Here is an 11,445-nt window from a genome sequence, read left to right on the forward strand (position 1 = left end):
AAAAGCTGCGCCCGACATTCCCGGACCGGTTGCGATCTGACGATTATTTCATAGCCCGGCGCCTTCGCCGGGACCACCCGGTTCTTGTCGTATTCGTGAGCAAGGGGGCGTTCGGGCATGGGCGGTCCCATCTGCGGTCGTGGCGCCTGGACCGCAGATACAAGAAACCCCGGAGATCGGTTCCGATCCCCGGGGTGATGCATCCTGCGCACGAGCCACATCGGTGGCCCGAGGTTCACCTAAAGCGCGTCGCGATTTTTCAGATTTGCTCCGTGCGCTTTAAGTTCTTGATATTTCGCATGTCGTTGTCGCAAAACCGCTGCGCACTTTTGCGCGACAGGCTTTAGAGCATTTCACTGTTTCATTGAAACGGCGAATTGCTCCAACTGTTTGAAATTGCGCAATTCCGGACGGAAAACCGTTTCACACTTTTCCTGGAATTGCTCTAGAGCGCGTTCAAGAGTTCCAACGTGGCCCAGCCGTCGGCGGGACGTCCGAGGCGGAGCTGCTCCTTCTGGAGTGCGGCGCGGGTGCCGGAGCCGAGGATGCCGTCGACCTTGCCGACGTCGTGGCCGAGCGTCTGGAGCTTGGTTTGCAGCGCCTTCATGGCGACATCGTCGAGGCCCGGTTCCGGGTTGCCGCCTTCATAGGTCGGCGCGCCGGCGAGGCGGGTTGCGAAGTAGGCGGCCGAGGTCGTGTAGATGAACGACTGGTTCCACTCGAGATAGACGTTGAAGTTCGGGTAGGTCAGGAAGGCCACACCCTTGCGGCCCTGCGGCAGCACCAGCGAGGCTTCGAGATTGCCGTTGGCGGTGTTGCCGTCGCGTGGGCTGACGCCGAGCGCGAACCAGTCCGAAGCCTTCATGCCCGTCTGCAGGCCGGTCTTTTCCCAGGGGAGTTCTTCGGGAACGCTGACTTCCTGGATCCAGGGCTGGCCAGCCTTGAAGCCGAGGCTCTGGATGAACTTGGCCGCGGTCAGGATCGCGTCAGGCGAGCTCTTCTTCAGGTTGACGTGGCCATCGCCGTCGCCATCGACGCCATAGGCGATAATGTCTTCCGGCAGCATCTGCACCTGGCCGATCTCGCCGGCCCAGGCGCCGGTGGTCGTTGCCGGGTCAAGATCGCCGTGCTGGACCATCTCGATGGCCGCGATCAGCTGCGGTCGGAACATTTCCGGGCGGCGGCAGTCGTGCGAGAGCGTCACCAAAGCATTGCGGGTGTTGAAGTCGCCCTGCACGGCACCAAAGTCGGTTTCCATCGCCCAGAAGGCGGTGATGACGGGGGCCGGCACGCCGAATTCCTTCTCGGCGCGGGCGAAGACGTCGGCATATTCCTTCATCTTCTGCTGGCCGATATCGAGGCGCGACTTGCTGACCGTGCGCTTGGAGAACTCGGTGAAGGTCTGCTTGAAGACGCCCTGGGTGCGGTCGCGGCTCAGCACCTTCTGGTCGATCACGGCGCCTGCGAGCGCACGATCGGCGACATCGGCCGGAACACCCTTGGCGACAGCTTCGGCCTTCACGCCCTGAAGAAACGCGCCGAGGTCGCCGCCGCAGGCAGCAGCCGGAGCGGCGCTCTGCGTGCCCGTCTGGGGCGCGGTCTGGGCGAAGGCGGTGGAGGCGGTAAGCGCCAGGAGGGCGACGGAGGCCAGGGCGTGCCGGGTAGTCCGGATCATCATAATTCCTTTCTTTGGCCGCGGGGTGCGGGAGACACCACCACGGGCAGCCAAATTGCTGGATGACCTGCATAACGCCTTAAATCGTCACCGATTTAGGGACAAATCATGCAGCGGTTCAAAAATGTTACAGCGACCTTTGCGCGTCCTTGGAGATGTGCGGGCGCTGTAAATCTGCCTTTGCTCTTCCAGAGCATTATGACCGAAAGAAGAAAATGGGGTGCCTTGCCGCGGTTGCCGGCAAGAATGCCAGTCTTACTTCGGCTGTGAGACTGCTGCGACCCAGTTCTTCCAGTTTTTCGCCGAGCCGGCGAAGGCATTGATATCGGTACTGCCGTCGATGCCCGGGATAACGCCGGTGCTGGTGTACTGCCAGAAGGCCCAGCGGCGCTCGACATAGACGTCTTTCGGGTGCTTGGCGGTCGAGCGCACCCAGAAGTGATAGTCCTTGAACTGGTCGACGAGATTGTCCCGGTGGAAGTCGACCGAGGTGTAGATGATCGGGCGCTTGCCGTAATGGGCTTCGAGGCGATCCATGAAGTGCTTCATCTCGGCGCGGACCTCGCTTGGAGTCGGGCGGTGGCGGCAGGTCTTCGATTCGCCGTTCCATTCGACGTCGAGCACCGGAGGCAGATAGACCGCGCTTTTCGGCACATTGGCGATGAACCAGTCGGCCTGATCGTCGGCGGTCGAGCAGAAATAGTAGAAGTGATAGGGCGCGTAGGGGATGCCGGCGGCACGCGCCCGCTGCCAATATTCGTTGAAGCGCGTGTCGACCCTGTCCTTGCCTTCCGTCGCCTTGATGAAGGCGAAGGAGACGCCCGAATTCTTCACCTTCATCCAGTCGATATCACCATTCCATTTGGAGACGTCGATGCCGTGGATGTTGTGGTGCTGCGGGGTGCGGTCGCCGAAGTTCTGCGGGTCCGTATCCTGGAAGCGCGGCGGGATCGATGCCGTCTGCATCAGGTCGTAATCGGTCGACGAACAGGCGGAAAGGAGGGTGGCAATGGGCAGTAGAGCCAGAAGAAGCCGGCGCATGAGGTACCTGTCTAGAGACGAGCGACGATCCTGCCTCACACGATGGCTTTCATATCGGTGATTTCCCCCGCGAGGCGTGAACCTCATCTTCACCATATCATCGTAAAAATTGGGTTAGCTCAAGCGGGAATTGCAGGTGGGCGGGAGTTCGCCGATTTCTACTCCAACGCGAAATCCCTTTGGTGATTTCGGTGCTCTCTGGCGACGTGAGATAAGGGCGGTCGCCAGCCGACTGCGCGACCGGGTCCCGGTTCAGGCGGCGATTGCGACCGCCGGGCGGTGATAGACCGCAAGCCAGGCGTAGCCGCGACCGATCGCGCGGCGTTCGAGATCGGCGCCGTTTACTCTCGCCTTCTCGCGCAGAACCTCGAAGAGGTTTGCGCGTGGCGTGACATGGAAGCGATCGAGCCAGCCGTGCAGCGCGCGGCGGAAGCTCGCCGGCAGGCGCTCCTGCTGGCCGAAATCGGCGATGTGCAGCGAGCCGCCTGGATTGAGCGCGGCGATGGCCGCATCGATCGCCTTCTGCCAATCGGGGATCATCGACAGCGAATAGGAGATGACGATGCGATCGAAGCCGCGCTCGCCGAAGATGGCGGGGTCGAAATCCGTGGCGTCGGCGACCTGAAGTTCGGCACGGCGCTTGCCGCTACGGTTGAGCTTTGCATCGGCGGAGGTCAGCATTTCCGAGGAAATGTCCAGGCCGAAGAGACGGGCCGAAGGGAAGCAGCGGCCGATCAGCGCCAGATTGCGCCCGGTGCCGCAGCCGACTTCGAGCACAGAGGCACCGGGGGCCGGGTTCATCTCCCGGATCAGCGTGTCGCGGCCGAAGAGATAGTACTTCCGCGTCAGATCGTAGAAATGCCGCTGGTAGCGGTACATGTGGTCCATGCGCCGCGCGTGCGAAATCCCGGCCTCACGCATCGGCTCAAGCCTTCTTCCGATAGATGTGGAAACCACCATAGATGGCGGAGCGGTCTTCGGCGCCGAGCTTGACCGATGCTTCGGCATCGTAGTGCCACTGGTCGAGCAGGGCCGAGGAGACACGGCCGGGCAGGATGCTGTCTTCTGCCGCCGTGCGGAAGATGACGATCGCGCCGGTATCGGCCGTGCGGGTGATCTCGGTCCAGAGATCGTTGAGCTGCTGGTCGGTCATCCAGTCCTGGGCATCGAGCAGGATGTAGCGGTCGACGGAAGCCGCCGGCTTGCTCGCCAGGAGCTCGGTGTAGCTTGCGTGGTGGACCTCGACACGCTCGGCATTGTTGCGGATCGCCTCGTAGGCGCGGGCATTGAGGTAGGGCGGTAGCTCGCCTTCGTGCGGCAGCGGATAGCGGCGCCCAAAGGCCTGCCAGGCGAAGTAGTTTTCCCGCAGCGGAAAGTGACAGGTGAGCTTTTCAAGCCGATGGCGCAGCACGGCGGCGAGCGACTTCTCGCTGCTGAGGCTTGCCAGCTCGTCGAACTGCTGCGGCGGGATGCCAAGCCCGAATAGCGAGCTCTTGCGGCCGGTAATCCAGCGGATGACGGGGCGATCGAAAAGCGGTGCCAGGCGCTCGTCGAAGAATTGCCGCTGCTCGCGCATCGAGCCGGCCTGGACGAATTCTTCCGGGTTGACGCCGTGTAGACGGGCGAGCAGGTGGCTTGCGGCAATGAAGCGGCCGAGCAGGCCGGTGCGATAGATGTTGCGGCCGAAGACGCCGATGCGGCGGCGGCCGGTCAGGTCGCGGCCGTTCCAGTAGCTGCGCGTCGCGGTGTCGAGCTTCGGCGCAATGAAGAGGTCGAAGGCCTGGACGTTGGTGGCCGTGCCCTGGGTCGCCAGGAAACGCGTGACATCCTTGTGGCTCGGCAGATGGCGGAAGGCCGCGAGCTTGAGGCGGTTCAGCGCGATGTGGTGCGGGTTGAGGTCGACGACGTCGATCTTGCGCGGGCCGGCCGACAGATAGGTCAGCATATTGCAGCCGCCGGAGCCGATAGTGACGATCCGGTGCTCCGGGCCGAGCTGCATCGCTTCCATGTCGACGATCGGATCTTCCCAGATCTGCGGGTAGACAAGACCGGAAAAAAGCAGGCCGAAGAGACGCTCCGAGAGGCCGGCAAGGGAAAAGGTCTTGTGCTGGAGCAGGGCGTTTTTCAGCTTCGGATTTTTTCTGCCAAAGCCGACGTCGGGGGCTAGTTCGGTCATCTCTGCCGGTCATCCAGTTGAAACTTAGCCGCTTCTAAAGTGACTCCGCTACACTTTGATGACGAGGTTTCCACAGCCCCCAGAGCGCGCTCGAACGGCCGCCATACTATTTTTCACCCATAAGAAATCATTAAACCCTGGCGTGCTAGCACCGGCTTATATTCGGGGGCGTCGACATGATGTTAGGAACGTTTCTGCCGAAGCCCGAGCAGCGATTTGCGGCTGCCGGCGCGGCATTGGGGGCTCTGGTTTCCGCGGTGTGGCTGGCGACGGAAACCGTGCTCGCAAAACAATCGCATTGGGATGTTCCGGCAATGCTTGCGGCTGGCGCCATGCCGCTCCTCCTCGGCGGATCCTTCTATCGCTGGCGTTACTCGCGCCGCCTCGAACACGAGTTGCATGCAGCCCGCCGCGCCGAGCGGCGCTTGCGCCACGAAGTCCACCGCGACAAGCTCACAGGGCTCGCAAACCGCGCGGCGCTGGAAGCGGACATTCGTCAGGCGCTTTGTGCCGAAGGGCCGGCCTTCGAGCGCAATGCCCTGCTCCTACTTGATCTCGACCGGTTCAAGGCGATCAACGATACGATGGGTCACGATGCCGGCGACCGGCTGCTTGCACTCTTCGGCGCCCGGCTGAGGCGCGCCTTTTCCGGGGAGGCAACCGTCTACCGGCTCGGCGGAGATGAGTTCGTGCTTGCAGCGGCCGATGCCGCGTCACAGGTCGAAGCGGAAATACTCGCAATGCGGGTAAAGGCATTGTTCGAAGCGCCGTTCGATCTTGGCGATGCACGGGTCGCATCCGGCTGCAGCATCGGCATCGCCTTCGTCGAGCGAAGCGATACGGCGACGGGCGACGTGCTGAAGCGTGCGGACCTGGCGCTCTACGAGGCGAAGGCGATGAGCGGCAACAGCCACGCCTTCCACTCGGAAACGCTGACCCACGCCGCCCGGCAGCGGGCGGAGGCCGAGCGCGATGTGGCACGCGGGCTCGAGGACGACGAATTCTTCCTCGAATTCCTGCCGATTGCCGGGACGGCAAGCGGAGCCATCCGCGCTTTCGAGGCGCTGCTGCGCTGGCGGCACCCGCTTCGCGGCGTCATCGGCGCGGAAGCCTTCATAGAGCCGTCTGAGCAGAGCACGAGTGCGCTTTCGCTTGGCTATTGGACACTTCAGGCGGCCTGCACGGAGGCTGCCCGCTGGGCTTCGCCGACCGGACTGACGGTCGCCCCCTTCGCCCCGCAACTCAAGGATCGAGACTTTGTTGCGCAGGTCAGGCAATGCCTCGCCGAGGCGAGCTTGCCGCCGGGACGCCTGACGATCGAGATCACCGGGGACTTTTCGACCGAAGATCTCGCCCTGATTTCCGAAAATCTCCAGGGGTTGCGCGCGCTTGGTGTGCGGATTGTGCTTGGCGGCGGCGCCGGTTCATCCTTGCCCTTGAACCTGATTGCCGAACTGCAGCCCGACCAGGTGACCATCGATCTTACCGCCATCCGGGCGACCCACGGCAGCGAGCGCAGCGTTGCGCTGCTCGCCTGCCTCATCAAGACCGGCCAGGTACTGCGCCTGCCGATCGCCGTGCGCGGCATCGAAAAGCAAAGCGAGATGGATTGCGCGCAGGCAAGCGGCGCCGCGGAAGTCCGCGGTCCGTGGATATCGCCGGCGCTCACGGATGTGGCGGCATTGCCTGAGACAGGCGAAGCGGCGGATTTGCGACGCTCGGCCTAACGCCGCGGGACCAGCACTCCAGGGTCCCCATTCCCCAGAAATTGGAAACTTGCAGTCTGCGGGCTTTTCCTGTCGGCGAAATGCTGGTTCTCTCTGCAACTCGACAGCGACCGCGCGTCCCATCGGACCAGTACCACCGCTGTTTGAATTGCTGCATCTTTCTGTCCTTGGTCGGCAAGACTCCAAGGATATTTGAGACGGCCGGAGGGAACGCATGAGACGCATGTTGAGGATATCAGGTGCGGCGCTGGTGTTGGGTGTCGTCGCGCTGTTCGGTTGGCTCGCGCTCGCGCCGCCGGAATTGCTCAAGGTCGGCGATGGGTACGCCGCGAAGATCGTCTGCTCCAATGTCTTCATTGCGCGACGCGATGCCCAGTCGGTGCTGGCCGATGATGTCCAGGCGCCGGGACACCCCTTGCTGAAGCTGGTGAAGGTTGCCGTCGAACCGGAAAAACAGATGGTGACCGCACGGATCCTCGGCTTTGCAGCGGCGGGCTACGCCGCCTACCGGCCGGGCGCAGGATGCACGAGCCTGCCGGACGGCGGCGGCACGAGCCTGCCGCCGATCACGACCGCGGCGGCTGTGGCGGCGCCGGCTTCCGAAGCACCTTGGCCGGAAGGCGAGGGAGCCGCGATCGATCCCGCCCTGCAGAGACTTATCGAAGATGCCGATCTCGCCGGTCCGGGCGCGCGGGCGATTGCCGTCATTCGCGATGGCCGCCTGGTCGCCGAGAACTATGGTCGGGGCTTTGACCGCTCGACGCCGTTGCTCGGCTGGTCGATGACGAAATCGGTCACGGCGGCGCTGATCGGACTGCGTGTGGCCGAGGGCCGATTGGAAGTGGCGCGTGCCGGGCTCCTGCCGGAGTGGGCGAGCGACGAACGGGCCAGCATCACGCTTGCCGATCTGATGGGCATGCAGAGCGGTCTCGAATTCAACGAGAACTATGGCGACGTCACCGACGTGACGCGCATGCTCTATCTCGAGAAGGACATGGCGGGTTATGCGGCCACCAAACCGCTGACGTCCGATCCCGGCGCGACGTTCAGCTATTCCAGCGGCACGAGCACGTTGCTGTCGCGTATCTGGATGTGGACCTTCGATGATCCAGCGGCCGCACTTGCCTTCCCGCATGACGCGCTGTTTGCGCCCTTGGGCATGAGCAGCGCCGTGCTCGAAACCGATGCGAGCGGCACCTTCGTCGGCTCGTCCTATATGTATGCCACCGCGCAGGACTGGGCGCGCTTCGCGCAGTTCCTATTGCAGGATGGCGTCTGGAAGGGGAGGGCCATGCTGCCGAAGGACTACGTCGCCTTCATGCGCGCGCCGGCCAAGGCTTCAGGTGGCAAATACGGCCAGGGCCAGGTGTGGCTGGAGGAAAACGGCGTGCGCGCCGGTTCCGGCAGTTTCCCGGCGGACGCCTTCTGGATGCTCGGCCATGACGGCCAGGCGATCATGCTGGTGCCTTCGCTGAAGCTCGCGGTGGTCCGGCTGGGGCTCACGCCTTCGAGGCTCGGCTACGACGTACAGAAGCTCAACGCCAAAATAATAGAGGCGCTCGATTGAGCGCCTCATAAAACGGTTCGAATATCAGTAAGCGGGCTTCGCTTACTTCATGCCGAGTTCGTCGAGAAGTCCCTTGCGCTTGGCGTGGTAGTAGTAGCCGCTGGCATAGAGCTTGACCGCGCCGTCGTGCTGGTTGTCGGCCACCATCCAGGCGCCGTGCAGATACTTCGTCGCGTATTTGAGGTTGGTTTCGGCGTCGAACAGGCCCTCCGCCGGACCGTCATAGCCGAGGCCCTTGGCGGTATTGTAGCGGATCTGCATCAGGCCGTAATTGCCCTTGCTGTAGGCGCGCGGATTGTAGTTGCTCTCGCGCTTGACGACGCGGTGAACCAGCTCGACCGGAATATCGTTCAGATCGGCATAATACTTGATCAGCTTGTCGAGGTCGGGACGCGAGCTGGTCGGCGCCTTGGTGAGCTTCATCGAATCCGGAATGACGCTGGCAACGGCTGCGACCGTCGAGCCGATGACACCGGTCTTCGGACGCTCGGTCGGCACGATCATGCGGTTGGCGACCAGCGTTTCGAGACCGACGGGCTCGCCGGTGTCGAAGTCCGATTCCATCGCGGCGGCAACTGCGAGCGTCGAAACCGGAAGATCCTGGACGCGGGCCGTCTTGGTCGCGGCGGGCGAAGCGGCCGCTGCCGCCAGTTGCGTCGCGTCGCCCGACAGCGGGGTTTCGGCGGCGGCGATGGCAGCGGTCGCATTCGTTTGCGCTGTCGGAGCAACCATGGCAAGCGCCATGGAGTCGCCCGGCTTGGCAGCGGGGACCGCGACCATCGAGGGGGCGGCTTCGGCGCCTTGCGCCAGGTCAGCCGCGACCGGATAGGTGACCGCGATGCCCGATGCCTGGGCTGCCGTCTGTGCCATAAGCGCAGCGCTCGTTGCGGTGGCCACACCATCAGGCGTGGGCAGCGCGTAGGCCGTCATTTCAGTGCCGGGCTTTGCGAGCGGGGTGACCGTCTGCACGGCCGTCAGTTCTTCGAGCGACGTGTGCTCTACCGTTGAGCATCCCGAGACGATGGTCGCCGACAGTATAGCTGCCACGCCAAACGTCTGTTTGGTAAGGGAAATACGGTACTTCGCCATTCTGTCACTTTCGTGCTTCTGGGCCCCGTAGCCCCTGCAAATCAGCGGTTGCCAGCCGCCAAGAGTGAATCTCCATTAACCTATGAGGCTGGCGGCGGCAAGCGCGGGCGACATTTTCACGCCGAGGCGCGCTTCATCGTCGCCGTCAGAAGCCCTGCGCCGATGAGCATGGAGCCGCCGGCGCGGTTGACGATGCGGAGAATATTAGGCCGCGAGATCGTGCTGCGCGCCGCGGTCGCAAGGGCCGCGTAGAGGCTGGCATTGACGATCGCGAGCGTCAGGAAAGTGAGCTCGAAAATCGCCATCTGGGTAAAGAGCGGCTGACCAAGGTCGAGGAACTGCGGCAGGAAGGCGACGAAGAAGACGATGCTCTTCGGATTGAGCGCGGTGACCGCATAGGTGTGAAAGAAGATGCGCAGCGGGCGCTCGGTGGGGGTGGTTTCGACGTCGGCATCGCCGCCGGCTGCGACCGGCGCGCGCCAGAGTTTGATGCCGAGCCAGATGAGATAGGCCGCCCCTACCCATTTCAGCACGGTGAAGATCGCCGCTGAGGTCGCCAGCAGCGCACCGAGGCCGAGCATGGACGCGGTCATGGCGGTGAAATCGCCGAGCGCCACACCGGCGACGGTGGCACCTGCGGTCTTGCGGCCGTGGCCGAGCGCATAGGAGATCACGAGAAGAATGGTGGGGCCGGGGATGGCGAGCAGCACGGCAGAGGCTGCGGCAAAGGCAAACCAATGTTCAAAGGACATGAAAAAGCTCCGCGTTTAACTAAATCTCGGCAATGAATTGGCCGAGCCAGCCATGGAAACGCGGAGCCGTCAATCTTTTAAATCAGGCGTTGTCGGCGGGCGGCATACGCACCCGCCGGGGTTCGCATGGTCAGTGCTTCTGCGCCTGCCACTTCTGGCCGATGACGTCCATCACGTCGCCGAACCACTTGACCGAGGTGTCGAACTGCTTGCCGCCCTTGATGCGCGGGAACTCGATCGTGCGCAGCTTGCCGCCCTGGTCCTCGTCGTGACCGGTGACGCCGGAGACCTTGTTGAGCGCGCTTTCGACGGCGAGGTCGACCATGCTCTGGATCAGGCGCAGGTCGTCGCCGTTGGCAGGGGCCGAGCGGGCGTAGTAACCGGACTTCTGCACCATCGCGCGCTCGGCGCCGAGCAGTGCTGCAAACTGCTTCGAGAACCAGTTGCCGACATTGATCGTGTCGATCTTCACGTGGCCGAAGGCATCGCGCTTGATCGTTTCGCCGGCCGCTTCCCGCTCAGTGACGATCGCGTCGAGGCAGGCGCCTTCGCTGACGAACAGCGTCACGAAGCCCGTGCGGTCCATGATCTTACGCAGGCGATCGGCTTCGCCCTGCAGATCGAACTTCATCTCCGGCAGGTAGAGACCGTCGATGTTCTTCATCTGGCGGTTCATCATGAAGCCGTCGACGAACTCCTTGTCGTCGATCGTCTGGATATAGGAGCGGGCGGTGGCCGCGGTCAGCCAGCCGCAATGGCGGCCCATGACCTCATGGACGACCAGCGTGCGTGGTGCGGCGCTCTGCTCGTTGCTGACATTGTCAAAGAAGCGGGCACCGTATTCGGCGGCCGTCCAGGCGCCGAGCGTCTGGCGGATCGGCACGACGTCGTTGTCGACGGTCTTCGGCAGGCCAACCACGGTCAGGTTGTAGCCGTTGGCGCCGAGATAGGCGGCAAGGTCGGCCGCGGTCGTATTGGTGTCGTCGCCACCGATCGTGTGGAGGATCGAGATGCCGTCATTGGCAAGCCGCTCTGCGGCGATGCGCAGCGGGTTCTCGCCATCCTTGACGAGGCCGCGCTTGACGCAGTCGGCCGCGTTGGTGAGCTTGACGCGGCTGTTGCCGATCGGCGAGCCGCCATGGCGGTGCAGGAGATGCGCCTTCTCGCGCATGTCGCGGGTGATCTCGATGCGGTCGCCTAAGAGCACGCCCTGGTAGCCGGAGCGATAGGCGACCAGCTCATATTCGGGCGCGACGTCGGTGTAGCGCTCGATCAGCCCCCCAACGGCAGATGACAGACAGGGCGCGAGCCCGCCGGCCGTCAGCATTGCGACTTTTTTCTTGGCCATGTTTCCTCCTCGGGACTTTGGCATGCGATGGGTGGGGCCTCCATAACGCAAATCGGATGGAAATTAAATG

Annotated in this window: 9 protein-coding genes; 2 read left to right on the plus strand and 7 right to left on the minus strand. The window is 63.3% G+C overall.

Annotation, left to right across the window (positions count from 1 at the left end; translation table 11 throughout):
* Positions 1–445 precede the first annotated feature (445 nt).
* The 4 genes from ASE60_RS23335 to ASE60_RS23350 form a co-directional block, all read right to left on the minus strand.
* Positions 446–1,675: a lytic murein transglycosylase gene (locus ASE60_RS23335; protein ID WP_057254376.1), complete on the minus strand. Its 1,230-nt coding sequence runs from the start codon at positions 1,673–1,675 to the stop codon at positions 446–448.
* A gap of 255 nt (positions 1,676–1,930) precedes the next feature.
* Positions 1,931–2,716, minus strand: coding sequence for a GH25 family lysozyme (locus ASE60_RS23340; protein ID WP_057253431.1), 786 nt, complete (start codon positions 2,714–2,716; stop codon positions 1,931–1,933).
* 252 nt (positions 2,717–2,968) lie between these two features.
* A complete protein-coding gene (locus tag ASE60_RS23345) occupies positions 2,969–3,637 on the minus strand; it encodes a class I SAM-dependent methyltransferase (protein WP_057253433.1) in 669 nt (222 codons plus the stop codon).
* Between the two features lie 4 nt (positions 3,638–3,641).
* Positions 3,642–4,892, minus strand: coding sequence for a DUF3419 family protein (locus tag ASE60_RS23350; RefSeq protein WP_057253435.1), 1,251 nt, complete (start codon positions 4,890–4,892; stop codon positions 3,642–3,644).
* A 176-nt stretch (positions 4,893–5,068) separates the two neighbouring features.
* Between ASE60_RS23350 and ASE60_RS23355 the strand changes: the two genes are divergently transcribed.
* Positions 5,069–6,619: an EAL domain-containing protein gene (locus ASE60_RS23355; protein ID WP_082616020.1), complete on the plus strand. Its 1,551-nt coding sequence runs from the start codon at positions 5,069–5,071 to the stop codon at positions 6,617–6,619.
* 214 nt (positions 6,620–6,833) lie between these two features.
* Positions 6,834–8,186: a serine hydrolase gene (locus ASE60_RS23360; protein WP_057253440.1), complete on the plus strand. Its 1,353-nt coding sequence runs from the start codon at positions 6,834–6,836 to the stop codon at positions 8,184–8,186.
* A 42-nt stretch (positions 8,187–8,228) separates the two neighbouring features.
* Here ASE60_RS23360 and ASE60_RS23365 read toward each other — a convergent pair whose 3' ends face one another.
* The 3 genes from ASE60_RS23365 to ASE60_RS23375 all read right to left on the minus strand — a co-directional run bounded on the left by ASE60_RS23365 (position 8,229) and on the right by ASE60_RS23375 (position 11,375).
* Positions 8,229–9,275: a lytic transglycosylase domain-containing protein gene (locus tag ASE60_RS23365; RefSeq protein WP_057253442.1), complete on the minus strand. Its 1,047-nt coding sequence runs from the start codon at positions 9,273–9,275 to the stop codon at positions 8,229–8,231.
* Positions 9,276–9,391: 116 nt separating this feature from the next.
* Positions 9,392–10,027 (minus strand): LysE family translocator, encoded by a 636-nt coding sequence (locus tag ASE60_RS23370; RefSeq protein ID WP_057253444.1) that lies wholly within the window; start codon positions 10,025–10,027, stop codon positions 9,392–9,394.
* A 130-nt stretch (positions 10,028–10,157) separates the two neighbouring features.
* Positions 10,158–11,375 carry a pyrophosphate--fructose-6-phosphate 1-phosphotransferase gene (locus ASE60_RS23375; RefSeq protein WP_057253446.1) on the minus strand — a complete coding sequence of 406 codons (1,218 nt, stop codon included), beginning with the start codon at positions 11,373–11,375 and terminating at the stop codon, positions 10,158–10,160.
* Between the last annotated feature and the right edge of the window lie 70 nt (positions 11,376–11,445).

It is taken from the genome of Ensifer sp. Root278 (assembly GCF_001429285.1).
Lineage (GTDB): Bacteria > Pseudomonadota > Alphaproteobacteria > Rhizobiales > Rhizobiaceae > Ensifer.

What these genes read in the sequence shown, in the direction of transcription:
- ASE60_RS23335 (WP_057254376.1), bottom strand. Translation starts at nt 1,675, where the DNA reads ATGATCCGGACTACCCGGCACGCCCTGGCCTCCGTCGCCCTCCTGGCG.
- ASE60_RS23340 (WP_057253431.1), bottom strand. Translation starts at nt 2,716, where the DNA reads ATGCGCCGGCTTCTTCTGGCTCTACTGCCCATTGCCACCCTCCTTTCC.
- ASE60_RS23345 (WP_057253433.1), bottom strand. Translation starts at nt 3,637, where the DNA reads ATGCGTGAGGCCGGGATTTCGCACGCGCGGCGCATGGACCACATGTAC.
- ASE60_RS23350 (WP_057253435.1), bottom strand. Translation starts at nt 4,892, where the DNA reads ATGACCGAACTAGCCCCCGACGTCGGCTTTGGCAGAAAAAATCCGAAG.
- ASE60_RS23355 (WP_082616020.1), top strand. Translation starts at nt 5,069, where the DNA reads ATGATGTTAGGAACGTTTCTGCCGAAGCCCGAGCAGCGATTTGCGGCT.
- ASE60_RS23360 (WP_057253440.1), top strand. Translation starts at nt 6,834, where the DNA reads ATGAGACGCATGTTGAGGATATCAGGTGCGGCGCTGGTGTTGGGTGTC.
- ASE60_RS23365 (WP_057253442.1), bottom strand. Translation starts at nt 9,275, where the DNA reads ATGGCGAAGTACCGTATTTCCCTTACCAAACAGACGTTTGGCGTGGCA.
- ASE60_RS23370 (WP_057253444.1), bottom strand. Translation starts at nt 10,027, where the DNA reads ATGTCCTTTGAACATTGGTTTGCCTTTGCCGCAGCCTCTGCCGTGCTG.
- ASE60_RS23375 (WP_057253446.1), bottom strand. Translation starts at nt 11,375, where the DNA reads ATGGCCAAGAAAAAAGTCGCAATGCTGACGGCCGGCGGGCTCGCGCCC.